This window comes from Streptomyces sp. NPDC059256, assembly GCF_042753785.1.
Classification (GTDB): Bacteria; Actinomycetota; Actinomycetes; order Streptomycetales; family Streptomycetaceae; genus Streptomyces.
Genome location: NZ_JBHYZO010000007.1, coordinates 12,905 through 39,895 on the forward strand (window position 1 = coordinate 12,905; position 26,991 = coordinate 39,895).

At 67.6% G+C, this 26,991-nt stretch carries 13 protein-coding genes; 5 read left to right on the forward strand and 8 right to left on the reverse strand.

Annotation, left to right across the window (positions count from 1 at the left end):
- Nucleotides 1-43 precede the first annotated feature (43 nt).
- Complete coding sequence (locus ACFXJL_RS17660) at nucleotides 44-1,246, forward strand: nucleotide disphospho-sugar-binding domain-containing protein (RefSeq protein ID WP_384693314.1); 1,203 nt, start codon at nucleotides 44-46, stop codon at nucleotides 1,244-1,246.
- A 39-nt stretch (nucleotides 1,247-1,285) separates the two neighbouring features.
- Entirely contained in the window at nucleotides 1,286-2,536 is a 1,251-nt protein-coding gene (locus ACFXJL_RS17665) for a nucleotide disphospho-sugar-binding domain-containing protein (RefSeq protein WP_384693317.1), read from the forward strand.
- A 24-nt stretch (nucleotides 2,537-2,560) separates the two neighbouring features.
- Here ACFXJL_RS17665 and ACFXJL_RS17670 read toward each other — a convergent pair whose 3' ends face one another.
- From ACFXJL_RS17670 to ACFXJL_RS17680, 3 genes are all read right to left on the reverse strand, one after another.
- On the reverse strand, nucleotides 2,561-4,078 hold the full coding sequence (locus ACFXJL_RS17670) for an FAD-binding oxidoreductase (RefSeq protein ID WP_384693320.1): 1,518 nt from the start codon (nucleotides 4,076-4,078) through the stop codon (nucleotides 2,561-2,563).
- A 54-nt stretch (nucleotides 4,079-4,132) separates the two neighbouring features.
- Nucleotides 4,133-4,900, reverse strand: a complete 768-nt coding sequence (locus tag ACFXJL_RS17675) for a thioesterase II family protein (RefSeq protein ID WP_384693323.1) — start codon at nucleotides 4,898-4,900, stop codon at nucleotides 4,133-4,135.
- A gap of 78 nt (nucleotides 4,901-4,978) precedes the next feature.
- A complete protein-coding gene (locus ACFXJL_RS17680) occupies nucleotides 4,979-6,418 on the reverse strand; it encodes an NDP-hexose 2,3-dehydratase family protein (protein ID WP_384693326.1) in 1,440 nt (479 codons plus the stop codon).
- Nucleotides 6,419-6,699: 281 nt separating this feature from the next.
- Here ACFXJL_RS17680 and ACFXJL_RS17685 point away from each other — a divergent pair, with 281 nt between their 5' ends.
- The gene (locus ACFXJL_RS17685; protein ID WP_384693329.1) at nucleotides 6,700-18,534 is read left to right on the forward strand and encodes an SDR family NAD(P)-dependent oxidoreductase; all 11,835 of its coding nucleotides are present in this window, start codon (nucleotides 6,700-6,702) and stop codon (nucleotides 18,532-18,534) included.
- 133 nt (nucleotides 18,535-18,667) lie between these two features.
- Here the strand turns inward: ACFXJL_RS17685 and ACFXJL_RS17690 are convergent, their stop codons facing one another.
- Together ACFXJL_RS17690 and ACFXJL_RS17695 are read right to left on the reverse strand one after the other, a co-directional pair.
- Nucleotides 18,668-19,843: a nucleotide disphospho-sugar-binding domain-containing protein gene (locus tag ACFXJL_RS17690; protein ID WP_384693332.1), complete on the reverse strand. Its 1,176-nt coding sequence runs from the start codon at nucleotides 19,841-19,843 to the stop codon at nucleotides 18,668-18,670.
- Nucleotides 19,844-19,875: 32 nt separating this feature from the next.
- Entirely contained in the window at nucleotides 19,876-20,676 is an 801-nt protein-coding gene (locus ACFXJL_RS17695; protein ID WP_384693335.1) for a class I SAM-dependent methyltransferase, read from the reverse strand.
- Nucleotides 20,677-20,911: 235 nt separating this feature from the next.
- On the opposite strand from ACFXJL_RS17695, the gene ACFXJL_RS17700 reads away from it, so the two are divergent.
- Nucleotides 20,912-22,084 carry a DegT/DnrJ/EryC1/StrS family aminotransferase gene (locus tag ACFXJL_RS17700; protein ID WP_384693338.1) on the forward strand — a complete coding sequence of 391 codons (1,173 nt, stop codon included), beginning with the start codon at nucleotides 20,912-20,914 and terminating at the stop codon, nucleotides 22,082-22,084.
- A 75-nt stretch (nucleotides 22,085-22,159) separates the two neighbouring features.
- Here ACFXJL_RS17700 and ACFXJL_RS17705 read toward each other — a convergent pair whose 3' ends face one another.
- The 3 genes from ACFXJL_RS17705 to ACFXJL_RS17715 form a co-directional block, all read right to left on the reverse strand.
- Entirely contained in the window at nucleotides 22,160-22,978 is an 819-nt protein-coding gene (locus tag ACFXJL_RS17705; RefSeq protein WP_384693341.1) for a TylF/MycF/NovP-related O-methyltransferase, read from the reverse strand.
- A gap of 61 nt (nucleotides 22,979-23,039) precedes the next feature.
- On the reverse strand, nucleotides 23,040-24,020 hold the full coding sequence (locus ACFXJL_RS17710; protein WP_384693344.1) for an aldo/keto reductase: 981 nt from the start codon (nucleotides 24,018-24,020) through the stop codon (nucleotides 23,040-23,042).
- 19 nt (nucleotides 24,021-24,039) lie between these two features.
- Nucleotides 24,040-25,251 carry a cytochrome P450 gene (locus ACFXJL_RS17715; protein ID WP_384693347.1) on the reverse strand — a complete coding sequence of 404 codons (1,212 nt, stop codon included), beginning with the start codon at nucleotides 25,249-25,251 and terminating at the stop codon, nucleotides 24,040-24,042.
- 196 nt (nucleotides 25,252-25,447) lie between these two features.
- Between ACFXJL_RS17715 and ACFXJL_RS17720 the strand changes: the two genes are divergently transcribed.
- Nucleotides 25,448-26,950: an MDR family MFS transporter gene (locus ACFXJL_RS17720; protein WP_384693351.1), complete on the forward strand. Its 1,503-nt coding sequence runs from the start codon at nucleotides 25,448-25,450 to the stop codon at nucleotides 26,948-26,950.
- The last annotated feature ends 41 nt before the right edge of the window (nucleotides 26,951-26,991 follow it).

A 26,991-nucleotide genomic window follows, 5' to 3' on the forward strand; every position in this document is an offset into this window, starting at 1 on the left:
TGGACTGGACCGAACCCGCGTCAGCCATCCACGGAGGTATGTTGTGCGCGTCCTGTTCACCCCGTTGCCCTCCAGGACTCATCTGTACCATCAGGCTCCGCTGATCTGGGCCTTCCGTACGGCGGGGCACGATGTACGTGTGGCTTCGCAGCCAGCGCTCACATCGACGACCGTCGGTATGGGACTGCCCGCCGTGGAGGTCGGGGAGGGCTACGACTTCATGGGCGACATGGTGAAGCTGCGCAGCGGCAACAGCCTCAGCCCGGAGTTCCTGGAGGCGATGTCCGAGCAGGAGAAGAGGCGGCTGAGGGACGAACGGTTCACACCGGTGGTCGAGCTGGCGACGACGATGGCACCGGGACTGATGGCGTTCGCCGAGCGTTGGCGTCCCCACCTGATCGTCACCGATCCGATCGTGATGGCCGCTCCTCTGGTGGCGGCGGCGCTGGGCATCCCGCTCGTGCGCAAGATCTGGGGTCCCGACATCATCTACGGCCACCCGTTGCAGGGGCAGCCTTTCGAAGGCACCGAACGCGATGCGTGGCCCACCGGGCTCAGCGAGCTGTTCGACCGGTACGGGGTCGAGGTCCGCAACGACTACCCGCTCCGCACGGTCGACCCCTGGCCGCCAAGCCTTGAGCAGTTTGGCCATCCCGACGGTCGCGTGCACGAACGCTATGTTCCCTACAACGGCGCGGGCGTCGTCCCGGACTGGGTCCTCGAACCTCCCGCACGTCCTCGTGTGTGCGTCACCTGGGGTACGACGAACAGCGTGCTCGGTGGCGACCCAGGACTGCTTCCGCGCGTCGTCCGCGCGCTCGCACCGCTCGGCATTGAACTGGTCGTCGCGGTCGCCGCCGCCGACCGGGCGAAACTGGGCGAGTTGCCCGACGACGTGCGGGTCGCCGAGTACCTGCCGCTCAACCTGCTGCTACCGAGCTGTGCGGCGATGGTCAACCAGGGCGGGGCCGGGTCGGTGCTGACAGGGGCCCACCTCGGGGTGCCCCAAGTGCTCATCCCGGAGACGGCCGAGACACCGATGATTTCGCTCGCCTTCGCGGGCGGCGGCTCGGCGACCGTTCTTGAGGCCGCTTTCGCGGACGCTGACACCATCGCCTCCGCGGTGACCACAGCTTGCACGGACGAGGCGATGGGGACAGCGGCCCGGAGGCTGCGTGACGAGATCGCCGAGATGCCCGCACCTTCCGAGGTCGTCCACACCCTCGTGAATCTCGTCACGCGCTGACGAGCCACCGGCCGCTCCCCACCGAGCTGAAGGAAGCCCGTGCGTATCCTCTTCACCCCTGTCGCTGCCACCACCACCCCACTCTTCCATATGGTGCCGTTGGCCTGGGCCTGTCGAGCAGCCGGACACGACGTGCGGGTTGCCGCACAACCCGAACTGAGCAGCGCGATCGTCGCCGTCGGACTGCCCGCCTTCGAGGTCGGCCACGGCTACGAGATCATGGACGGAGTACTGCGCTCGCGCGGCGGTCGGCGTGTGATCGAGGCGCCCGCCCGTCAGTGGACCGACAGTGGTCTGGTGGACACGGGCGAGGGCGCGGAGCCTCCTGCAGATGAGCACGCCGCACTGCGGGACGCCGCCATGGCGCCCCTGGTCGAGTCCGCCTGCCGGATGGCGCCTGACCTTCTGCGAGTCACCGAGCACTGGCGTCCGGACCTGTTGGTCACCGACTCGATGGTGTTCGCGGCCCCGCTGGTCTCGGCGCTCCGGGGGGTACCGCTGGTCCGGCAGACCTGGGGTCCTGACGTCATGCGCATGGTCAGTCAGCCCTTGCAGGGCCGAGCCGTCGATGGCGGCGAGGTCCGTGCCGCGTGGCCCACGGGTCTGCCCGATCTGTATGACCACTATGGGGTGGAAGTGCGCAACGACTACCCACTGCGCACCGTCGACCCCTGGCCCACCAGCCTGCAGTTCCCCGATCTGGGCGGGCGACTGCCCATGAGGTTCGTCCCCTACAACGGTGCGGCCGTGGTCCCCGACTGGGTGTTGGAGCCCACCTCGCGTCCTCGTGTGTGCGTCACCTGGGGTACCTCCACCGCGGCGCTCGCCGGCGACGAGGGATTCGTGCTGCCCCGGGTCATCGAGGGCCTCGCCGACCTGGACGTCGAGGTCGTGCTTGCGATCAGCGCCGCCGATCGGATGAAACTCGGCACGGTGCCCGCCAACACCCGCGTGGCCGAGAACGTGCCGCTGCACCTGTTCATGTCGACCTGTGACGCCATCGTCCATCAGGGCGGCACCAGCTCGCTGCTGACCGCGGCCTGCCACGGTCTGCCGCAGGTGATGATGCCGCAGACGGCCGACAACCCTTTCAACGCGGCCAACTTCGCCGCCAGCGGCGCCGGCCTCACGCTGGACGTGGTCGGAACGGCCGCCCCGGAGGTGGGGGCGGCCGTCACCCGGGTGCTCACCGAGCCGGTCTGGAAGGCGGCGGCAGAGAAGGTGCAGGCGGAGATGGATGATGCACCCCCGCCATCGGCAGTCGTCGGCGCTCTTGAGGAGCTGGCCTGAGCACCGTGGTTGAGGCTTCGAAAGTCAGCCGATGCTCTGCTCGAAGTTGAAGAATCCGTGCGGGTCGTAGGCTCGCTTCGCCCGGACGAGTCGCGGATAGTTCTCGGCGTAGTACGCCCGCCGCCAGTCCGTCAGGTCGGGGTCGATGTAGTTCTGATAGGTCTCGTGGGTCGAGTAGCGGTCGGTGACCGTGAAAGCACGGTTGATCCACGCACGGGCCGCCGCGCGTTCCTGCTCGTCGTCCATCACCGGCGGAAGCACCGTTGCCCAGTCCACCGAGAACCGGGCGTCCCTGTGCACGTACGCGGTCGCGGTTCGTGCAACGTCGGAGGCGGCTCCACCGAGTGCGAACAGGTGCACGAACCGCACATGACCGGCCCGGCGGTCGGCGTCGAAGGCTGCGAGTATCTCGTCCACTCCGGAGAGGGGAATGTCTTCCTTGAACAGGCGCGAGCGATCGACCTGGAAACCGGCCCTGGGGAGGGTGGCGTCGGGGTTGTGCCCCACCCGGTGGCACTGGGCGACGGTTTTGTCCGAGCACTTGAACCAGGACATCATGCCGTCACGGAACCCGAGTTCCTGCGCGTCACGGGCGGCCGGAGCGCGTCCGATCGTCGCGATCAGGGAGTCCAGGTGCGGGGCGAGGTCGTCCGGCGAACCGAGGAAGGTACCGTCGGTGATGAGGAGCGGCGTGCCGGTGGGCGCGGCATTGAAGAGCCCGAGCAGACAACGACCGCTCATCGCCCGGGGTGCGCTGGGCAGCCAACGCTGCCAGCCCGCCACCACGTCCTTGACATGGTCCCAGGCCCAGGCCAACGTGTAGTTGATCATTCGGGGGATCACGCTGTTGCGTCGTTCGTAGCGGGTCACGATGCCGAAATTGCCGCCCCCACCGCCGCGCAGCGCCCAGAACAGGTCCTGGTCGTGCCGCTCCGAACACGTGACCACGGTGCCGTCGGCGAGCACAACCTGTACGGATTCCAACGAATCACAACCGAGGCCGAGCGCCCGGGTCTGCCAGCCGATGCCGCCTCCTAGCAGGTATCCGCCCATCGCCACGGTCGGGCAGATCCCGGACGCGAACCCCACCCCGTGAGAACCGGCGGCGTCGACGAGATCGGTGAGCTGGGCGCCGGGACCCACCATCGTGGTCTGCCCGCCCACTCGAATGCCGTTGAGCTGGGAGACGTCGATAACCAGGCCCTTGGTCGTGGAGTACCCGGCATAGCTGTGTCCGCCGCTGCGCGCAACCGCTGGAACACCGTTGTGCTGGGCGAAGGAGAGACAGGTACGGACGTCTCCGACGGACCTGCAGTAGGCCACTCCGGCCGGGCGGACTGCGTCGAAGGTCGTCCGGTGCAACTGCTTGGCCAGGTCGTAGCCGCTGTCGGACGGCAGAACCAGCCGTCCCGCCAAACGCCTTTGGAGTCGTTGCCATTCGGAGTCCACGGCCAGGGCGCTGCCCTCGGCTCCCACGACACCGAGACCGGCCGTGGCCAGCGCGGCCACGCCCCCCTTCAACACCGCTCTTCTGGTAGACACGTAATTCCCCCAAACTGCGCCTCTTTTTGGTGAGACCCAGCATGAGGAGGGGAGCTAAATCTGTGCTTGGCCACTCAACCTCTCGTCGACCAGGTGCACTATCGCGTCGCGGTGGTCCGCCAGGAAGAAGTGCCCGCCCTGGTAGACACGCAGCTCGAATCCGGCCGCCGCGTGCCGCCGCCAGGCGCGCGCCTCGTCCAGCGTCACCTTGGGATCACTCGCTCCGGCGAGAGCCGTGATCGGGCAGTGCAGTCGTACGTTCTCCATCAGCCGATAGGTCTCAGCGGCCTTGTAGTCGGCTCGGATCGCCGGCAGCGCCGAACGCATGAGCTCGTCGTCGTCGAGGACACGGGCATCGGTGCCATCGAGTTCCGTCACCTCTGCAAGGAGACGGTCGTCATCGAAGTGGTGCACCAGTTGGCCTCCGTGGCGCGCGGGCGCCCGTCGGCCCGAGGCGAAAAGCCAGACGACCTGCGCATCGGCAACGGCCTCAATCCGGCGCACCAGCTCAAACCCAAGCGTGGCCCCCATGCTGTGCCCGAACAGGGCAACCGGCCGGTCGAGGTAGGGGCGCAGAGCCTCGAAGGCCGCGTCGGCCAGTGCGCCCATCTCGTCGATGCACGGCTCCCTGCGCCGATCCTGGCGGCCTGGATACTGCACTCCGAGCACGTCCACTCGGGCGCCGAACGCATGGGCGAACGGAAGGAAGTACGCCGCTGAACCGCCCGCATGTGGCAGACACACCAGCCGTATCGGCGCTTCCTCGGCATTCGGTACGAACCTCCTGAACCAAAGAGCGCTCTTGTCGGCGGACACCGCCATGCGTTCGCCTCTTCCTTCACGTCGATTCAGAACAGATCAGAAATGGCGCAATCCAGTATCGGGCCGGAGCCCGAGGCTTTACCAAAGAGAGCCAATACAGGCCAGCAGGCTACGCGTCTGAACATTGAGATAGTTGGAATGCCGTCGCATCGCAAGAATCTGCCGGATAGTCATCCAGCGGAATTCAGGATGATGTTCCAGGGCTCCGGGATCGTCACATTCAATCACCATGTAGCGGCATTCCGCGTGGTAGAACCGGCCGCCTTCCTCCGACAACACCACGTCGTAGCGGACTCCCTCGGTCGCCTCAAGCACGTAGTCCAGGAATCGAGGACGTTCTGCGGGCGGCGCGTCGGCGTAGTTGATCGGGCTGCACTGGACCGTGGGGCCGAGCTCCACGACATCGCGGAATCCCGGCTCGACGGATGCCTGCACAAGGACGTGCAGCACCCCTTCGACACGCGTGGTCAAGAAGGCGACGACTCCTGGGTTGGGGGCCAGGAGAGGTTGGGACCAGGCGGTGACCTCACGCTGACCGCTCTCCACCGACACCCCGATGACCTTGAAGTGCTTGCCCTCCCGGTGCGCGATGTCGTCATCCGAGACATTCCAATCCCGCAGCAGGGACAACGGGACCCGATCGACGCGCAGTTCCGTCTCGGTGCGCACGTCGTTGAGCCAGCTGCGGATCTCGACGGAGGTATGGCGGGCGTCCGCCTCACCCGCCTGGAACGAACGGCGCAACTCGGCCGCGTACGCCGGGGTGGGAGAGTCGTCCACCATGTCGTCCGGCCAGCCGGACGACGCCATGGGCAGGCAGGCCAGCACCGTCCGGGAGTCCATGTTGATCAGGTTCGGCTCGGCCATCAGCCTACGGATCTGCCCGAAGGTCAGCCAGCAGAAGTTGTCATGGACGGGCACCACCGCGGTGGTCTCGACGACCATGTTGCGGTTGCGCTTGCCGCGGAACCATGTGCCCTGCTCGGACTGCAGCACATCGGCGACCACCCTGCCGCGGCCGGTGGGCAGGAAGTGCTCCAGGTAAGGCGTGGACGCACCCCCGTGCACCTTGGTGTAGTTGCTCCTGGTGGCCTGCACGGTTGGGGAGAGTTGGAGTTGCCGGCGGTTGCCGGGTTCGACCTTGGCCTGCATCAGAAAGTGCAGGACACCGTCGAACTCCTTGGCCAGCAGGCCGAGTATGCCGACCTCGGGTTGGTTGATGAGAGGCTGTTGCCAGGACAGTGGACTCGCCCCGGTGCGGGTGATGTCCATGCCCTCGACCCGGAAGAACTTGCCGCTGTCATGCATCAGGGTGCCGCGCCCCTCGGTGAAGTGCCAGCCCTTCAACTGGGTCAGTGGCACCCGCTCGACTCGCATCCGGGCCGTGCCCTCGCACCGGGTGAGCCACTCGGCGAACTGTTCGTTCGTGGTGACCACTCCGCCGGTGGCCAGGCCCGAACGCAGCAGACGGACTCCGTCGGAAAGGGTCTCGGGCCGCGATCCCGACTGACTGATCATGCCACTCATTCACTCGCCCTTCTCTGAAACCGGCGCTTCTCCCGTGCGACCGTGCCTCGTACCGAGAGCGCATCTCAGCACCGCACATTCTGCTGCCCCGCAGTAAAACGCAACTAAATTTCGCAGGTCTTCGAATTCCGCAGGTCCTCTTTTTAGAACGACCCAAGTCCGCTGTAAGCCGCGAGTGCGATCATTCTCCGTCGTGTCCCGTGCCATCGGCACGACTGATCGGAATTCGCATTGCGCCATCACACGGTAGGGAATTACAGGGGGGAGTCCCGATGAGTTCCGACTCGGCCGAGCGCCGTCCGGCAGCGAACGAAGAGCGACTGCGCGATTACCTCAAGCGGACGACGGCCAGTCTCCGCCAGACACGCCGACGCCTCCGAGAGGCCGAGGACCGGGAGCGCGAACCGATCGCGGTGGTCTCCATGGGCTGCCGGTTCCCCGGTGACGTCGCCTCCCCGGAGCAGCTGTGGGACATGCTGGTGGCCGAGAAGGACGCCGTCATGACCGTCCCGGCCGACCGGGGCTGGGACATCGACGACATCTACGACCCCGACCCCGACGCCCCGGGCAGGACCTACACCCGTGAGGGGTCGTTCGTTCCCGACGCCGCCCGGTTCGACGCGGACTTCTTCGGGATCAGCCCACGCGAGGCGTTGGCGATGGACCCACAGCAGCGGCAGATCCTGGAGGTGGCGTGGGAGACGTTCGAGCGGGCGGGCATTCCACCGTCAACCCTGCGCGGCACCCGCACCGGCGTGTTCATCGGCAGCGTCGGCCAGACCTACAACATGCGCCTGCTGCCCGCCAAGGAACAGGTCGAGGGTTACATCCTGACAGGCACGCAGGCCAGCATCATGTCCGGCCGCATCGCCTACTCCTATGGGCTGGAGGGCCCGGCTCTCACCGTGGACACCGCGTGCTCGTCGTCGATGGTGGCCCTCCATCTGGCCATCAAGGCGCTGCGGAACGGCGAGTGCGAACGGGCGCTGACCGGCGGGGTCACCATCATGGCCACGTCCGCCTGGTTCACCGAGTTCAGCAGGCAGCGAGGGCTTGCCCCCGACGGGCGGAGCAAGCCCTTCGCCGCTGCCGCCGACGGCATCGGTTGGGGCGAGGGCGTCGGACTTCTGCTGCTCCGGCGGCTGTCGGACGCACAGCGCGACGGCGATCGAGTACTCGCCGTCCTACGAGGGTCGGCGGTCAACTCCGACGGCAGCAGCAACGGCCTGACCGCACCGAACGGCCCCTCTCAGCAACGTGTCATCGATCAGGCGCTCGCCGACGCCCGTCTGACGTACGGCGATGTCGACGCGGTCGAGGCGCACGGCACCGGAACCACCCTGGGCGACCCGATCGAAGCGCATGCGCTGCTCGCCACCTACGGGCAAGACCGCCCCTCCGACCGGCCGCTGTGGCTCGGGTCCGTGAAGTCCAACATCAACCATCCACAGGGCGCGGCGGGAGTGGCCGGGGTCATCAAGATGGTGCTGGCCCTGCGCAACGGGCTGCTTCCTCGGACTCTCCACGTGGACGCCCCGACACCGCATGTGAACTGGACGCTGGGGAACGTCGAGTTGCTCACGTCCGCGCGTCCGTGGCCCGAGAGCGGCCGTCCGCACCGCGCGGCCGTGTCCTCGTTCGGGGTGGGCGGCACCAACGCGCACGTCATCCTGGAGGCAGCCCCGCCTGCCACGCAGACCCCGCCCGTGGATTCAGCGGCGGCGGAGCCGCCGGTCCTCTCGGCAGGCGAGCTGCCGTGGCTGATCTCCGCCAGAACGGAGGCGGCGCTGCGCGGCCAGGCACAGCGGCTGTTGGACTTCGCCGTGGACCACCCGTCCGTGGCGCCGTACGACATCGGCCATGCGCTGGCTCATGAACGTGAACACCACGAGCACCGCGCAGCCATCGCCGCCAGCACGGGGACGGAGTTACTCGAAGGGCTGCGGTCCGTGGCGGACGGTGAGACGGCACGGAACGTCGTCCAGGGCAGGGGCAGCGGCGCCCGGACCGTGTTCGTGTTCCCCGGGCAGGGGTCCCAGTGGGAGGGCATGGCCGTCGGACTGCTGGAGAGCTCCCAGGTCTTCCGTGAGCAGCTGCAGGCTTGCGCCGAGGCGCTCGCGCCCCACACCGATTGGTCACTGCTCGACGTGCTGCACGGCGCACCGGGAGCCCCCTCGTTGGAGCGGGTTGATGTCGTACAGCCCGCATTGTTCGCGGTCATGGTCTCCCTCGCCCGGGTGTGGCAGGCGTCAGGCGTGTGGCCGGACGCGGTGGTGGGCCACTCCCAAGGAGAGATCGCCGCCGCGCACATCGCCGGAGCACTGACGCTCCACGACGCCGCGAGGGTCGTGGCCCTGCGCAGCAGGGCCCTGCTCCACCTGGCCGGAACCGGTGGCATGGCCTCCGTGCCGCTGTCCGCAGCCGAGGTCGCCGCGCTCCTCGACGAACCGCACAGGGGGAACCTGAGCATCGCCGCGGTGAACTCGCCGGGCTCCACCGTGGTCGCGGGAAGGGCCGCAGAACTCCGGGAACTCGTCGACTCCTGCCAGGAGAGCGGCGTGCCGGCCCGGCTGATCCCGGTGGACTATGCCTCGCACACACCCCATGTCGAGGCCGTACGGGAACAGCTCGCATCCGATCTGGCGGGAATCGTGCCGCGACCGCCCGGCATCCCGTTCTACTCAGCCGTCACGGCCGAGCCGATCGACGCCGAAGCGCTCGACGGCGCGTACTGGTACACGAACCTGCGCAGCCGGGTCAGGTTCGAGGAGGCAACCCGTGCGCTGCTCTCCGACGGACACACCCTCTTCATCGAGGTCAGCCCACATCCGGTACTCACCGTCCCGGTTCAGGGGACCATCGAGGACTCCGGGGTGGCGGCGCATGCGCACGGCACGCTGCGCCGTGACGACGGAGACTTCACGAGGCTGCTCACGTCCCTCGCCAGCGCCCATGTCCACGGTGCGACGCCGGACTGGGCCCGGATCGTACCCGCGCAGGCGACGACACGTCTTGACCTACCGACCTACGCGTTCGCCGGGGCGCGGTACTGGCCCGACTCCATCGAGGCGACCGGGGAAGTCCGTTCGGCCGGCCTGGGCTCGGCGGGCCACCCCCTGCTGGTCGCCGAGACGCTGTTGGCCGACGGTACAGGTCATCTGTTCTCCGGGCGGCTCTCGCTCAAGACTCACGGCTGGCTCGCCGGCCACGTCGTGCACGACACGGTGGTCGTCCCGGCCACCGCCTATGCAGAACTCGCCCTGCATGCCGCACACCGCGTGGGCTGCGCCCAGGTGGCGGAGTTGACGCTCCAGGCACCGCTGGCACTGCCGGACCGGGAAGCGGTGCGCATCCAGGTGATGGTCGGTGCGGCGGGACCGGACGGTGAGCGGCACATCGGCATCCACTCCCGGGCGGATGGCGACGAGGAGGATGCCGGCGACATCCCGTGGACAACCCACGCGATCGGCGTCGTGAGCCCGCAGGCGCCGCCACCGGACGCTCCCTGCGAAACCTGGCCGCCCCCCGGGGCTGCACCGTTGAAGGCGTCCGATGCGTATCCACGTCTGGGAGACCTCGGGCTGCACTACAGTTCAGCCTTCCTCGGGCTGCGCGCCGCCTGGCGCCAGGGCGACGATCTGTTCGCCGAGGTCGAGCTGCCCGAGGAGGTCGACACCGAGGGCTTCGCGCTGCACCCGGCGCTGCTGGACGCCGCGCTGCATGTCACCGCATTGGCAGGCGACGACCACGACGGCCGGACCAGGCTGCCGTTCGTCTGGCGCGGCGTGTCCGCACATGCCGTCGGCGCCACGGCTGTTCGGGTCCGGCTCCGCCTGGCCGGACCCGACACCGTCAGTCTGTCGCTGACGGACGCCGCCGGAGACCCCGTGGCCACGGTCGAAGCCCTCACCGTCCGCCCTCTCACTGCCCAGCGGACCTCCGAAGCCGCGCGGCGGCGTGACTCGCTCTACCGCCTCTCCTGGCAGCCGGCGCCCCCAAGCGAGGCGACCGACGGGCGGGGGGGCTGGGCCCTACTCGGGGATCTTCCCCGCGCCCTGCGCGACTGCATCGGGGGCGATCTCCGTACCGTGGCCGACCTCGACTCGCTGTGCGCTCAGGCGGACGCCGGGTCGGCTCTCCCGGCGGTCGTGCTGGCGTTCGTCCCACCTGACGTGGTCTCCTCCTCGGAGACAACCCCGGCCGATGGTGGGCGTGCGACGGCGCACTGGGCGCACCGGCTCGTCCAACGGTGGCTCGCCGACGAACGGTTCGAGGGCAGCCGCCTCGCCATCGTGACGGAACGGGCGGTAGCCGTCCGCGCCGGTGAACACGTCCCCGGCTTGGCGGCCTCACCGGCGTGGGGGTTCCTGCGCGTGGCGCAGTCGGAGCACCCGGACCGCTTCCACCTCATCGACCTCGACAGGCGCGATGCCTCCTTTCGGCGGCTGCGGGAAGCACTCGCGTCAAGGGAGCCGCAGCTCGCGCTGCGGGACGGCGAGGCGTACACGGCCCGGCTCGTCCACGCCGACACCGACGGCCTGCTGACACCGCCTGAGGACACCTCGGCATGGCGCCTGGCGACCACCGAACCGGGCACGGTCGAGAACCTCGTTTTGGAACCGTGCTGCGCCGACCGGCCGTTGAGGAGTGGCGAGGTGCGGGTGGCGATCCGGGCTGCCGGAGTCAACTTCCGCGACGTACTCCTCACCCTCGGCCTGTATCCGGGTGAGGCTCTCATCGGTAGCGAGGCCGCCGGGGTCGTCATCGAAACTGGCCAGGGCGTCACCGATATGTCACCCGGCGACCCCGTCATGGGTCTGTTCCCCGAAGGCGCCGTCGGGCCGCTGGCGGTCGCCGACCGTCGGGCTCTGACCCGGGTGCCGCGCGGATGGACGTTCGTCCAGGCCGCTTCGGCTCCCGTGGCGTTCCTGACGGCCTACTACGCCCTGCACGACTTGGCTGGTCTGCGCCCCGGGCAGCGGTTGCTGGTGCACGCCGCGACCGGCGGTGTCGGCATGGCCGCCGTACAGCTGGCGCGGCACTGGGGTGCGGAGGTCTTCGTCACCGCGAGCACTCCCAAGTGGGACACGCTGCGTGAGATGGGCTTCGACGACGCCCACCTCGCGGACTCGCGGACACTCGCATTCGAGGCGACGTTCCGCGCGCGCACGGACGGCAACGGCATGGACGTCGTCCTCGACTCCCTCACCGACAAGTTCGTGGACGCGTCGCTGCGACTCCTGCCTCGGGGTGGGCACTTCCTGGAGATGGGCAAGACCGATGTGCGCGACCCCGCGGAGGTTGCGGAGCAACACCCCGGAGTCGTCTATCGGGCCTTCGAGACGGTCGAGGCTGGGCCCGACCACATCGCGCGTATGTTGGCGGCCCTGGTCGCGATGTGCGACGAAGGCATGCTGCACCCCCTTCCGGTGACGGCATTCGACGTACGCCAGGCACCACAGGCGTTCCGGTTGATGAGCCAGGCGCGCCACACCGGCAAACTGGTTCTCACCATGCCGCGTCAAATCGCCGCCGGCGGAACCGTCCTGGTGACCGGCGGAACCGGTACCCTCGGCGCCGCCGTGGCACGCCATCTGGTCACCGAGCACGGTGTCCGGCGACTGCTCCTGGTCAGTCGACGCGGTCCCGGAGCCGACGGCGCCGACAACCTGCGGGCGGAATTGGCCGAGTTGGGCGCCGAGGCCACCATACGAGCCTGCGACGTATCCGACCGGGACGAGTTGCGCGATCTGCTCGACGCGATACCGCCGGAACACCCCCTCACCGCGGTGGTGCACTCAGCGGGGATCACCGACGACGCGGCCGTAACCATGTTGGAGGCCAGTCAGCTCGATCCTGTCCTGCGGCCGAAGACGGATGCCGCCTGGCACATTCATGAACTGACGAAGGACCTCGACCTCGGCGCGTTCGTGCTGTTCTCCTCTCTCGCGGGCACCCTCGGCAACCCCGGGCAGGCCAACTACGCAGCCGGTAACACTTTCCTGGACGCTCTGGCCGCGCACCGGCACGCCGCCGGGCTCCCGGCCGTCTCGCTCGCCTGGGGACTCTGGCAACAGGCCAGCGGGATCACCGCGGAGTTGTTCGAGGGAAAGCGCCACGCCGTCGCCCACGACGTGCTGACCACCATGTCCGATGCGGAGGCTCTCGCACTCTTCGATGTGGGCCTCGACGGCGGACGGCCCGACCTGGTACCCGCCGGTCTCGACCTCGCGGCTATCCGGGCGGTGGCCGAGTTGCGCCCTGCTCCGGCGGTCCTGCGCGGATTCCTACGTGCGTCCCGCCGGCAGGCAGGGGGACGGCCGAGCCAGCGCGGTTTGCTGCAGCGGGAGTTGGTGGGGCGCTCGACGACAGAGCAACAGAGCCTCCTGCTCGACGTAGTCCGCGCCAACATCGGTGTGGTGCTGAGCCATCCCGCACCGGAGACGATCGACCCCCGGCGGCCGTTCCAAGAGATCGGCTTCGACTCGCTCACCGCCGTCGAACTCCGCAACCGGCTCAACTCCGAAACCGGGATGCGACTGCCTGCGACCTTGATCTTCGATCACCCGAACGCGGGCGCGCTCGCTACGTATCTCCGGGAACAGCTGAGCGGGCAGATCCAGCAGGTCGCGGTCCGCGCGAACGCAGGCAGCGACGACGACCCGATCGTGATCGTATCGATGGCCTGCCGATTCCCCGGCGGCGTTCGCACCCCCGAGGATCTCTGGGACGTCGCCGACCTCGGACGTGAGACCATGTCCGAGTTCCCGGACGACCGCGGCTGGGACCTGGACGACCTCTTCGATCCGAACGCCGACCGCCCGGGGACCTCCTATGTGGACCGGGGTGGTTTCCTCGACGGTGCAGGGCACTTCGACGCCGAATTCTTCGGCATGAGCCCCCGTGAATCCCTGGGCACCGACCCGCAACAGCGCGTCCTGCTCGAAACCGCCTGGGAGACCCTCGAACGCGCCGGCCTACCGCCAGAGTCGCTTCGCACGAGCCGTACCGGCGTCTTCGTCGGGATGACCGCCTACGGCTATCCCGGCGGGCCGTCGCGGACCTCGGAAGCCGTGGAGGGATACCTGCTGACGGGGGCGGCGAGCAGTGTCGCGTCGGGTCGCATCGCCTATGCCCTCGGCCTTGAGGGACCGGCCATCACCGTCGACACCGCGTGCTCGTCCTCGCTGGTGTCGCTGCACCTCGCGGCACAGGCGCTCCGCAACGGCGACTGCGACCTCGCCCTGGCCGGCGGTGTGACGGTGATGCCCACACCGAGCGTCTTCGTCGGGTTCAGTCGTCAGCGCGGGCTGGCCCCTGACGGACGGTGCAAGCCGTTCGCGGGCGCGGCCGACGGAACTGCCTTCTCCGAAGGCGTCGGTCTGCTGCTGGTGGAGCGGCTGTCGGACGCACGGCGCAACGGCCACCCGATCCTCGCCACCATCCGCGGCAGCGCCATCAACTCCGACGGCACCAGCAACGGACTCACCGCACCCAATGGCCCCTCCCAACAACGAGTCATCCAACAAGCCCTCACCAACGCGGGCCTGTCCCCCACCGACATCGACGCCGTCGAAGCACACGGCACCGGCACCACACTCGGCGACCCCATCGAAGCCCAAGCCCTCATCGCCACCTACGGACAGAACCGCCCGGTAGACCGGCCGCTGTGGATCGGCTCCGTCAAATCCAACATCGGACATACCCAGCAGGCGGCGGGGGTCGCCGGAGTCATCAAGACGGTGCAGGCCCTGCGACACGGACGACTCCCCCGAATCCTGCACGTCGACGAAGCAACACCGCACGTCGACTGGGAGGACAGCGGAGTCGCGATACTCACCGAAACAGTCCCATGGCCCGAGACCGACCACCGGCGACGCGCCGCCGTGTCAGCGTTCGGCATCAGCGGCACCAACGCTCACGTCGTCCTTGAGGAGGCGCCCTCGATCGATCCGGCACCAGCGCCTCCTCCTATCACCGGCGCACCGGCGGTCCTCGCGGCGGACCGGCCCTTGGGCGGCAGCGGTGCCGTGGTGTCCTGGCTCGTCTCGGGCCGGTCCGAGGCCGCCCTACGTGCTCAGGCGGCACGCCTCGCAGAGCATGTCCGGTCGGACCACGACCCGCGTGACACGGCCTGGGCGCTCGCCACGACCCGGACGACGTTCGACCACCGTGGCGTGGTCATCGGCCGGGACAACGAAACGCTCCGTTCGGCGCTGACCGCCATTGCCCGGGGTGAGCCGCACCCCGCTGCAATCCAAGGGGTGGCGCCATCTGCCGGGGGCAAGACCGTCCTGGTGTTCCCCGGCCAGGGGTCGCAGTGGACAGGCATGGCACTCGAACTGTTGGACCAGGCACCGGTCTTCGCGGAACACATGCGGGCCTGCGCCGCGGCCATCGAGAAGCACACCAGCTGGTCCCTGCTCGATGTGCTGCACGGCGCCCCGGGAGCCCCTTCCCTGGAACGGGTGGACGTCGTACAGCCAGCGCTGTTCGCCGTCATGTCGTCGCTGGCCGAGCTCTGGAAGTCGGTGGGCGTGATTCCGGACGCCGTGGCCGGTCACTCGCAGGGGGAGATCGCCGCTGCGTACGTGGCCGGGGCGCTGTCACTCGACGACGCCGCGCTGGTGGTGGCACTCCGGAGCAAGATCATCACCAGGTTGGCCGGGACGGGTGCGATGGCCTCGGTACCGCTGCCCGCGGAACACGTCCACGCCCGGCTCGCCGTGGCGGCGGCCATCGGGGTACATCTCGCGGCGATCAATGGCCCGGACAGCTCCGTCGTGGCCGGGGACACGGACGCGGTGGAGAAGTTCGTCGCGGACTGGGCAGCCGAGGGAGTCCGTGCCCGGATGATCCCGGTCGACTACGCCTCGCACACCCCGCATATCGAAGTGTTGTACGAGGAACTCATCGCGGCTCTTTCTCCGCTCCGCCCCCGCGCGAGCGCCTTGCCGTTCTACTCATCGGTCACCGGTGAGGTCATGGACACCACCGAACTGAACGCCGAGTACTGGTACCGCAACCTGCGCGACACCGTCCAGTTCGGCAAGACCACCGAGGCCCTGATCGACGCCGGTCACCGCCTGTTCCTCGAAGCCGCGCCGCACCCCGTACTGACCTTGGGCGTGCGACAGACCCTGGAACGGGCCGGGGTCCAAGCAGCGGCATCGGGCACCCTTCGACGCGACGCAGGCGACACTCGCGCGTTGCTGGCCGCCTTCGCCGAGGCGCACGTCCAAGGGGCCTCCGTGGACTGGACACGGGTGCTCACTCCCGGCACCCGCCGCGTCGAACTGCCGACCTACGCCTTCCAGCATGGTCAGTACTGGCTCAGGACTACGGCGACGACGGTCGATGTGCGATCGGCCGGGCTGGGCGACACCAGGCATCCCCTGGTGCCAGCCGGTCTGTCGGTAGCCGGGGACGACCGACACATCTTCAGCGGCCGTGTCTCCCTCAGGACCCACACCTGGCTCGCGGACCACCAGGTCAACGACGTTGTGCTGGTCCCGGGGACCGCGTTCGTCGAGCTCGCGCTCCACGCTGCCCAGCAGGTCGGCTGCGTATCGGTGGACGAACTCACCCTGCTCACTCCCCTGGTGCTGCCGGAAAACGGCGGCGTCCAGATTCAGGTCGTCGTGGGAGAGCCCGAGGCGACGGGAGCGCGTCCCCTCATGGTGCACTCCCGTCCGGACTCCCACGAAAGCGACTGGACGCTGCACGCCACCGGCACCCTGGCGCTCGGACCCACCTGGGTACCGGCTGACTTGGACGCCTGGCCCCCTCCTGGGGCGGAGCCGGCAGATGTGGAGCTCGTCTATGACCGGTTCACGGCCAACGGCCAGGTGTACGGGCCGGTGTTTCAGGGTCTGCAAGCCGCGTGGGTCCATGGCGGCGACATCTACGCTGAGGTGACGATCCCGGAGGACATCGACATCGAGGGGTACGGCGTCCACCCTGCGCTCATGGACTCAGCTCTGCACGCCCTGATGGCGGGACGGCCGGACGCGTCCGAAGCGACGACGGTGCTGCTGCCATTCTCGTGGACGCGGATCTCGCTCCAGGCGACCGCCGGACGAACGCTGCGCGCACGTCTTCGCACCGGCGACGAGACCCTCGCGGTGGATCTGGCCGATGGTGCGGGCCAGCCGGTGGCCCACATCGACTCGCTCCTGCTTCGGCCGGTCGATCCGGTGCGTATCGGCACCCATCGGAACCGCGCATCCATGCTGGCCACACGGTGGACCGAGGCCGAACCGGCCTCGGCCGCCGTACCGATGCCCGTCTTCGTCGGCAACACCGAGTTCGGCGGTGCTCGTTCCGAGCGGTACCCCGACCTGAAGGCACTGCGCGCAGCTGTCGCAGAGGGAGCTCCGGTGCCACGAGTCGTCGTGTCGGCCTGCACGGGCGGTGCGGCGAGCAGCCCCTCCGCAGGCGTGCACGAAGAGACTCTTCGGGTCCTGGAGCTGGTGCAGGAGTGGCTCACCGACGAGACGTTCGCATCATCGGTCCTCACGCTGGTGTCCCACGGTGCGGTCGCCGTCGCAGACCAGGAGGACGTGTCGGACCTCGCCGGCGCGGCCGTCTGCGGCCTGGTCCGTAGCGCGCAGTCGGAGAACCCGCTCCGGTTGCGGCTCGTGGATACCGTGGGCCCCGCCACCGAGGACCTGCTCTCGGCGGCTATAGCGCTCGGTGAACCGCAGGTCGCCATCCGGGACGGGAAGGTCTACGTGCCGCGACTGACTCGGCGGCCGGCGCCGGAGTCCCCGGCACTGGATGCTGACGGTATGTCACCGTTCCGGTCGGACGGCACGGTACTGATCACGGGCGGCACCGGCACCCTGGGCGGTCTGGTCGCCCGGCACCTGGTCGACTCCCACCGGGTCGCACGCCTGCTGCTGGTCAGCCGGACCGGGATGGGCGCAGACGGTGCGCCCGAACTGGTGGACGAGTTGGCGGAGCTCGGTGCGACTGTCTCCGTCGAGACGTGCGACGCGGGTGACCGCGACGCGCTCGCCCGGGTACTCGCCACGATTCCCGACCAGTATCCACTCACGGCGGTCGTCCACGCGGCTGGGACGCTGGACGATGCCACGGTGCTCAATCTGACGCCCGAACAGCTGGAGACCGTCCTGCGTCCCAAGGTGGATGCGGCCTGGAACCTCCATGAACTCACGAAGCACGCTGATCTCACAGCGTTCGTGTCGTTCTCATCCGCTGCGGGCGTCCTGGGCGCACCCGGCCAGGCCAACTACGCCGCCGCCAACGGCTTTCTCGACGCGCTGGCCATGCATCGCCGCGCCCAGGGCCTGCCCGCCGTGTCCATGGCCTGGGGCCAGTGGGAGCAGAGCAGTGCACTGACCCGTGGGTCCGGAGAGACCGGGCGGAGCCTCGGCGCCCGCCGGGCGCTCATACCGCTGTCCACCGACGACGCGCTGGCCCGCTTCGACACCGCCCTCGGCAGCGATCTCGCGGCCCCGGTCCTCGCCGAACTCGACATGCGTCATCTGCGCGCGCTGGCCGTGGCCGAAGCGCTGCCACCTGTCCTCAGCAGTCTGGTGCGCGTTCCGCCCCGCCGGGCGGGTGACGGGGCCGAGTCGATCGACCAGCGGCTGCTGGGCCGCAGCCGCGAGGAACAGCTGGGAGTGGTGGTCGAGTTGGTGCGCAGCCATACAGCCGCCGTTCTGGGACACGATTCACCGACGGAGATACGCGCCGACCGCGCCTTCCAGGACCTAGGCTTCGACTCCCTCACTGCCGTGGAGCTGCGCAACCGGCTCGGCAGGGCCACAGGGCTGCGCCTGCCCGCGACGCTGGTCTTCGACCACCCCACGGTGCAAGCACTCGCCGCGTACGCACTGGAGCGGCTCGCTCCGCCGGAGCCGTCTCCCACCGACGTCGTCCTGGAGTGCCTCGACCGGCTGGAGACGGCCTTCACCACACTTCCGTCGGACGCCGTTCGCCAACGGATCGAGCGACGGTTGCTGGAGCTGGCGGCGGGGACCGCCGGAACGTCGAAGACCGACCTGGACGGTACAAAAGTGGAGAGCGCATCGGCCGACGAGCTGATGGAGTTGATCGACCGGCAGTTCCGAAAGGCATAGCGGAGCGCGGATCGAACCGGAGGAGCCCATGGCCGATCTGCTCGGCCATGGGCTCTGTCTCGGGCAACCGAACGCCATGGGCTGCGAACGTCGCGATGACGTTCGCAGCCCATGGCGGTGTACGCGTCGAGTTCTACCGGTTGGCGTCCGACAACCCCTGAAGAATCGGGGCGATCTGCGTCGGGTCGGGTCGGGCGGCGTTGCGCTCGGCCAGTGAGCGGGCGGCCGATACGACCGAGTCTCCGCTGATCAGTTCGGTGACCGCCTCGACGACGGAGTATGCCGTGAGGTCATCGGGCTGGAGGGTCAGACCGGCCCCGCTTGCGGTCAGCAACTGGGCGCCGAGCGGCTGCGCACTCATCTGGGGCACGATGAGTTGCGGCACTCCGTGCGCCACGGCGGCCAGGACGGTGCCGGGGCCACCCTGGCTGATAAGCGCGTCGCAGGTCGGCATCAGCATCGACAACGGCATCCAGTCGACCACGCGCACGTGCTCGCGAGTTTCACCGAGCAGTTCGCGACCCGCCTTGCCGAGGGCTGCCACGATCTCGACATCCAGGTCGGCCAGTGCCTCGATGGCCAGCAGCGGGGGATTCAGTACCTCGGCCCCCATGAACTCACTGGTGGTACCCCAGGTAATGCACACGCGTGGGCGGCGTTTGGGTTCGTCGAGCCAGGTCGGTGTCACCGCGGCACCGTTGTACGGCACGTACCGCGCCACCTGCCGCTTCGCCATCCGAATGGCGAGGAGTTCGTCCGGGCAGGGATCCACCACAAGATCTGCGTACTCGGGACCCAGCTCCACGTTCCACTTGTCCAGGAACGCGACCAGGTCCTTCGGCCAGTTCTCGCGCACCGCACGCTCGGAGGTCAAGTTGCCCCACAACTGGTCGGGCATCGGCCCCCAGGTGTGCAGGACCAGCGGAATCCCGGCGGCCTTGGCAATCACCGGCGCGGCGAACGCGGCAGGATCCGCCACCACCAGGTCCGGCGACCACTTCTGAGTGAACGGCACCAGGTCGGCGACGACCGCCTCGGCGATCCGGATGTGTGGCACGACGATCTGCTCGATGCTCGGTGCAGCGGCCGGGCCACCCCGGCCCGTACCGATGGACCTCCTCAGCTCGCTCATGAAGTCGGGACCGCGTCCGACTTCGACGGCGGGCAGCCCGGCGGCGGTCACGTCGCCGATGAGCGAGGGCTGCACCGCCACTCGCACGTCGTGTCCCGCAGCACGGAGCGCCCACGCCAGCGGGACCAACGGATACAGATGTGATCGGAAAGTGGCCGCGGTGAACAGAATCCGCATGACAAAGACCCCTCAAAGTCGGCTTCATGCCATTAACTCGAACGCTGTCCGATCAGGTGGAACATGCGCGCGGTGAGTGGATAGGGCATTCGACCGGCCAGGGCGATCTCCAGTTCTTCCAGTCGGGCGAAGAACGCCGGGTCGTACTTGATGCTGTTGTTCGCGATGAGGTTGCAGACACTCATCACACCGTAGTGGCCGACCAGGTCCAGGCCGACGTCACCGAGGTGGTCGCCGATCTCGTCCACGGTCAGGACCGGAACGTCCTTGCCGTACACCACGTTGGACTTGATCCTGGCGTCCACGGCTCCTCGGGCCGCGGGGAGGTCGAGTTCGCGGACAGCCGCCTCAAGCGGGACGGCGTAGGCGTTGGGGGCGACGACGGAGAGCAGACCACCCGGCTTCAGACACTTCACGATCCCCCGGACAACGACGGCCCGGTCCGGCACGTACTGCAGAAGGTTGTGGCACAGCAATAGGTCGAACTCCTGCCCGGGGAAGATGTCCGCCACGTCGTGCGCATCGCCCTCGCGGACCTCGACCCGGTCGGCCACCTCGTGCGCGGCGGCGAGTTCCTGCGCCCCATCGAGGGACACCGGCGCCACGTCCAAGACGGTGACGTGGTGGCCGAGCTCCGCGAGCCGGACGGCTTCCCGCCCGTTGCCGCCGGCCACGTCCAGGACGGTGAGCGGACGATCACTCAGATGGCGATCCAAATTGGCTGCCACAACTGAGTAGCGCAGCTGCCCCCACGGCGTTTCCTGCCACTTCTGGAAATTGGCAAGACGCTCGTCGAAAACTGCGTTGTCAATCGCGCTGCCGCTGTCACTCATACTGCCTCCGAGTACGGTTGATGAAGTCGCCGACTATTCGATCGGCCAATCAGGCGTAATCTACAGCGGATATCTGAAACCCCTCTAAAACACAGAGCTCCAGGAATGATTTAGGGCACATTTAGCCAGGCGCACGATAATTGAATTGCTCGTGCATGCCACCCTATTCCCACTTTTCACGCGCACAGCTTCAACCCGTTGCTGACCATCGGACTGCTTGATCGGGAGACGCGTAATGATTAATGTGACCCAGCCCAGCGTCGGCGCGGAAGAACTCGCAGCCATCAGCGCCGTTTTCGACAGCAAGTGGCTCGGGTCCGGCCGGAAGACGGAGGAATTCGAGGAGCAGTTCGCCCAGCACCTGGCGGTCCCGGCCGAAAGCCTTCTCTTCCTCAATTCAGCCACTTCCGGGCTTTTCCTCACCATGGAGTTGATTGGCGTCGGGCCGGGTGACGAGGTCGTACTACCGTCGAACGGATTCATCGCCAACGCCAACTGTGTCATCGATGCCGGCGCTCGCCCGGTCTTCTGCGACATCGACGACTCGGTCCTCAATCCTCGGATCGAGGACATCATCGCCGTGCTCACTCCACGCACTAAAGCCGTGATGGTCCTCCACTACGGCGGCTACCCAGGCGACGTCGAGAAGATTGCGGCGCTGTGCGCGGAACGCGGGATCGCACTCATCGAGGATGCGGCCGTCTCGGTCGCTTCGAGCGCGCACGGCCAGATGTGCGGCACGTTCGGCGACTTCGGCATCTGGAGCTTCGACTCGCGCAAGGTCATCACCACAGGCGACGGCGGCATGCTCTACGTACGCGATCCGGAAGTGGCCCGCCGGGCTCGCCGACTGGCCTACCACGGACTCGAGGACCGCAGTTCGTTCACCACAGCAGCCAAGTCTCCGCATCTGTGGTGGAGTTTCGACATCGAGGACATCGGGCGCCGCCTCGTCGGCAACGACATGACCGCCGCCATGGGCAAGGTACAGCTGCGCAAGCTCCCCGAGTTCGTGGGTCGGCGACGTGCGATAGCCCAGCGCTACGACCGGGCGCTGTCCGGTGTTCCGGGCATCCGCGTGCCTCCTCCCCTACCGGACGGCCATGTCTCGACCCACTACTTCTACTGGGTCAGGTTCGACACCACGGACATCCGGGACGGGGTGAGCGAGGACCTGCTGGCCAAGGACATCTACACCTCCTGGCGCTACTACCCCCTCCACCGGGTTCCGCGTTACGGCGCCACGGATGCCGCGTTGCCGGTGACGGACACCGTGTCGGACACAGCCCTGTTGCTGCCCGCCCACCAGGACCTGCTCGACGAGGAAGTCGACCTGGTCACACGGGAGGTGATCAAGTCAGTCGAGGCACGCGGTCCTGCTCGTGCCCACCTCGGAGGGCTGGGGTGACCGCGGGGCCGCCCCGGCCCTCCGAGGCGTAGGACCGACCGCCACCACGCGATCGGATGCCCGGTTCCTGACGCGCTACTTCGTCTTGCGCCACTGAACGCAGGTCCAGTCGACCGCCTCGACGGGCTCAACGATGCCGTGCTCTCGACGGTAGTCGTCCACCGCCTTGCTGCACATCGTGTAGAAGTAGTCGTCGATGATGCAGTAGCCGCCGACCGAGAGCTTCGGGTAAAGCGCGTCAAGAGCCTCGTAGGTCGACTGGTAGAGATCGCCGTCGAGACGCAGGATCGCCAGCTTCTCGATCGGCGCATTCGGCAGCGTGTTCTCGAAGAATCCAGTCAAGAATTCCACTCGCTCATCGAGGAGTCCATACTGTTCGAACCGTTTCTTCACCTCGTCGAAGGTGACCTTGAGAGAGACGCCCATCGCACCGATGATGTCCTGGCTACGCCCCTTCCACGGGTCCGAAGGGTACTTATCGGTTGGCGGCGGGAATCCGTCGAAGGAGTCGGCGACCCAAACCTTCCGGGTCTTGTCCCCGTATGCGGTAAGGGCGGCACGCATGAGGATGCAAGACCCTCCCCGCCAAACCCCGGTCTCGATGAGGTCGCCAGGAATTCCCTCTCTGATGACCGTGGCCGTGCACTGTTGGATGTTGTCCAAGCGCTCCTGGCTGACCATGGTGTCCGCCTGCACATGAGGCATGATTCCCTTGCCTGCCAGATAGGCAAGACGCTGATCGCCATCACCCCCCGAATCAGTGGTGTAGGGGAATGCGGCGCCATCATGGAATCGAAGGAGACACTTCTTGAGCAGATCGAGATACGCATCGGGGAGATCCGAGTCGATCAGACCTGCCGCTTTCTCGATCACCTTGACCTCTTTGTTCACCATCTTCCCACCCCTTCCGGTGCCCGGTTCGATAGATATCCCACCAGCTAAATCTGAACTCCCCCTAAAAGTGAGTGGGCAGGCGAGGGGTGTACGGCGACTCAAGCGAGGTGATCTCCTCATCGGTGAGCTGGATCTCAAGCGCGGCGACAGCGTCGACAAGGTGGTTCGGCTTGGTGGCTCCGACAAGGGGAGCGGTGACGACGGGATTCTTCAGTACCCACGCGGTGGCGATCTGCGCCATGGGGACACCACGCTCCCCGGCGATCCGCTCCACCGCACCCACAATGCCTGCGTCACTGTCGAGGAACAGTGGGCGACCGTACGGGTCGGTGGGCTGGATGGTTCCCGCGCGTGTCGTGCCCCTCTCACCCCATGGACGAGCGAGCAGCCCGGCACAGAGGGGGCTCCAAGGCAGGCTGCCCACACCCAGGTCGGCGAGCAGCCCGAACATCTCCCGCTCCTCCTCGCGTTGCAGCAGGCTGTACTGGTCCTGCATGGAGACGAACTTCGTCCATCCGTTCAGCTCGGCGGCGTGCTGCATCTTGGCGAACTGCCAGGCCCACATGGAGGAAGCGCCGATGTAGCGGACCTTGCCCGCCTTGATCACGTCGTGCAGCGCCTCCATCGTCTCTTCCACCGGAGTATCGGGATCGAACCGGTGGATCTGATAGAGGTCGACGTGGTCCGTGCCGAGCCGGTCCAGCGAGGCGTCGAGTTGATCGAGGATCGCCTTGCGGGACAGTCCCGGACGGCTGGGCCCCTGTCGCATGGGGAAGAAGATCTTCGTCGCCAGAACCACGTCCTCGCGGCGGGTGTACTTCCTCAGCGCACGCCCCACGATCTCCTCTGACGCACCCATTCCGTAGATGTTGGCGGTGTCCCAGAATGTGATGCCGAGCTCGACAGCCTGCCGGAAGACGGGCTCAGCAGCCTGGTCGTCGAGCGTCCACGGCTGGATCGGGGAGGGAACACCGAAGCTCATACAGCCGAGCGCCAGCCGGCTGACCTTCAGTCCGGACGTTCCCAAACGGGTGTACTCCATTGTTCCTGCCTCTTTCTCTCTATTTCTTCGCGGTGCATAGGGTGTTGTCCGCCGAACGGCGCACGGACACCGTCAACTGCTTCGGACCGTAGAACTCCGTGTCGTGGAAGACCGGCTCCCCGGCCAGCGCCACCTCGGCGAACTCGTCGAACAGCAGATTGAGCGCGATTTCGGTTTCTGCCCTGGCTAGCGGGCCACCGAGGCAGAAGTGGATGCCACGGCCGAAGCCCAGGTGCCGGATCGGGTGACGATCAATGTCGAATCGATCCGGCTCGGGAAACTGCCGATCGTCGTGATTGGCCGACAACGTCGAGGCCATCACCACCCTGCGTGCAGGGATGACACCGCCGGCGATCTCCACTTCCCGTGTGGTGACCCGAACGACCCGGTGGAACGGCGGCCGGAACCGCAGGGTCTCCTCGACCGCCGCGGGAACCGCCAACCGGTCACCGCGCAGCCGCGACTCGACACCCGGGTTGTCCCGCAGCGACAGCAGGATGTTCCCCAGTAGCAGCGTGATCGTGAGGTGTCCGGCAGTCAGCAACAGCCCGGAAAGTGTGGCGACCTGCCCGTCCGTCAGACGCTGCCCGTCCAGTTCGGCTGCGGCGAGTGCCCCGATCAGGCCGCTCGAAGCGTCCCCCCTGCGACGCCGGGCCTCGGCGCTCAGATACTCGTGCAGCTCCTTGTTCGCCTCCGCGAGGGCCCTGGCCTGGTCGGCGGCGGAAGTCGCCGTCTCCTGCGTTCCCAACAAGGCATCGGCGCACGACCGAAAGAAGGCCCTGTCGCCCGGCGAGATGCCGAGTAACTCGGCGATGACCGTCACCGGCAGCGGATAGGCCACGTGCTCGACGAAGTCGAAGGTGTGGTCAGGTACGGAGTCCAGCAACTCTCGGGTGATCTTGGCGATCCTCGGCCGGAGCGCGGCGACCGTGCGCGGCGTGAACGCCTGGCTCACCAGCGTCCGCAACTGCCGGTGCCCCGGGGGGTCCTGCAACGAGAGGTTCGCGCTGACCTGCTCGGCGTCGAAGCCAGGCATGAAGTGGCCAAGGTTCGACGAGAACCGCGCATGATCGGACATCACCGCCTGCACGTCGTCGTAGCGGAAGACGTGATACATGCCTCGCGCATCCGCCCAGAGCGGCTGGTCGTCACGCATCCGCCTCAGCCAGGACAGCGCCTCGGCACCACCGTCCACGAACGGCGGCATGTGAAGGGACTCTTCGGTGGCCATCGCATCTCCTCAGATCGAATGTGGGCAATCCACAGCAAAGCCCTTCTCTCTAAAAGTCATCTGAGATGAAGCCATGACACGACGTCACTCGTGCAGTATCTGCACGGAATTGCGTGCCACGCAACCTTGTGGGAGCGTGATGCGGTGATGCGGAGCCCTGAAGCGGGGGCCGCACCCGCTGAGCGAAGGAAAGTTGATGGCACAGACGAGGGCTGACGAGTCTCTGGCCGGCAACGATGACCGACGTCTCCCGTTGGAGTTACTCAAGGTCGCGGGGGTCGTCCTGCTCGGCATGTTGCTGATGCAACTCGACGGAACCATGGTCAGCATCGCGCTGGACAAGCTGGTCCGGGAAATGTCCGTCCCGGTCTCCACGGTGCAGTGGGTGGTGACCGCCTACCTGCTCGCCCTGATGGTCGGAATGCCGATCGCGGGTTGGGCCGCGGACCGGTTCGGCACCCGAACCATGTGGAACTTCTCCCTCGTCACCTTTCTCGTCGGGTCACTGCTCTGTGGCCTGTCGAACTCGGTGTGGATGCTCATCGCGGCGCGGGTGGTCCAAGGACTGGGCGGCGGGATGATGGCCCCGGTCGGGCAAGCCATGCTCGTCCGGGTCGGCGGCATCGAGCGCCGAGCCCGGCTGGTATCGCTGATGGCCGTTCCCGCCGTCGTCGGACCGACTCTCGGCCCCGTCATGGGTGGGATCATCGTGGATCACCTCAGCTGGCGATGGATGTTCTTTGTCAACCTCCCGATCGGGCTGATCACGTTCCTGCTGGCGGGACGCGCCATGCCGAACCTCAAGGCCAGCGGCAGCGCCGGGCTGGATGCGCTCGGCGTGGTACTCCTGGTACCCGGACTCGTGGCCATCGTGTACGGCCTCTCCCAGGCCACCACCGTCGGGTTCGGCGGAGCGCAGGTCATCGTGGCCCTCTCCGTGGGAGTGGCCATGGTCGCTGCATTCGCCATGCACGCGGCACGACCGAACATCGACGCACTGGTCTCGATGCACTTGTTCAAGTACCGAGGCTTCGCGACATCCAGCGTCCTGCTGTTGCTGCTCGGTCTCACCATGGGGGCAGGGTTCGTGGACCCCTTGTTCCTGCAGCAGGTCCGCTCCGAGTCAGCGCTGGGCGCCGGCCTCCTGCTGGTGCCAGCCGGTGTCGGCTCCGCGCTCGCCTCCCTGTCGATGGGTCGGGTGTTCAACCGGATCGGGCCCATGCGCGTGGGGACGGTCGGGCTCGCCTGCGCCATCATCGGACGGCTGATCTTCACCCAGTTCGACGCGAACACCAGCAATCTTGTCATCGTCGTGGCCATGTTCGTCACGGGCGTCGGGTTCGGCATGATGGTGCTGGCCATGACAACCGCGCTCTACATCGGCCTGCCACCCGAGCAGCTTTCGAGGGCGACGAGCGGATCACGAGTCTTCCAGCAGGTCGGCCTCTCAGCGGGCACGGCGGTGATCGGCGTCGTCCTCCAGTTCCAACTGACCAGACAGCAGAACGCGACTCCGGACGGCAGCCCCGGACTCGATGCACTCGCCCACGCCTACAACAACACCTTCTGGTGGAGCGTGGCGTTCCTTGCCCTCGCCATTGTCCCGACCGTCCTCCTGCCCAGGCGGATGCTGGACGGCACAGTGCCGGAGAAGGAAAAGGAAGCCGAGAGCGCCCCGACACGACCGGAGGGAGCGTGACATCCGAACGGCACACCAAATCGACGCCATCCGCGGCCGGC

Bases quoted from the DNA above. Each gene is read 5' to 3' on its own strand.
- ACFXJL_RS17675 (WP_384693323.1), bottom strand. From the start codon at position 4,900: ATGGCGGTGTCCGCCGACAAGAGCGCTCTTTGGTTCAGGAGGTTCGTA.
- ACFXJL_RS17680 (WP_384693326.1), bottom strand. From the start codon at position 6,418: ATGATCAGTCAGTCGGGATCGCGGCCCGAGACCCTTTCCGACGGAGTC.
- ACFXJL_RS17685 (WP_384693329.1), top strand. From the start codon at position 6,700: ATGAGTTCCGACTCGGCCGAGCGCCGTCCGGCAGCGAACGAAGAGCGA.
- ACFXJL_RS17690 (WP_384693332.1), bottom strand. From the start codon at position 19,843: ATGCGGATTCTGTTCACCGCGGCCACTTTCCGATCACATCTGTATCCG.
- ACFXJL_RS17695 (WP_384693335.1), bottom strand. From the start codon at position 20,676: ATGAGTGACAGCGGCAGCGCGATTGACAACGCAGTTTTCGACGAGCGT.
- ACFXJL_RS17700 (WP_384693338.1), top strand. From the start codon at position 20,912: ATGATTAATGTGACCCAGCCCAGCGTCGGCGCGGAAGAACTCGCAGCC.
- ACFXJL_RS17705 (WP_384693341.1), bottom strand. From the start codon at position 22,978: ATGGTGAACAAAGAGGTCAAGGTGATCGAGAAAGCGGCAGGTCTGATC.
- ACFXJL_RS17710 (WP_384693344.1), bottom strand. From the start codon at position 24,020: ATGGAGTACACCCGTTTGGGAACGTCCGGACTGAAGGTCAGCCGGCTG.
- ACFXJL_RS17715 (WP_384693347.1), bottom strand. From the start codon at position 25,251: ATGGCCACCGAAGAGTCCCTTCACATGCCGCCGTTCGTGGACGGTGGT.
- ACFXJL_RS17720 (WP_384693351.1), top strand. From the start codon at position 25,448: ATGGCACAGACGAGGGCTGACGAGTCTCTGGCCGGCAACGATGACCGA.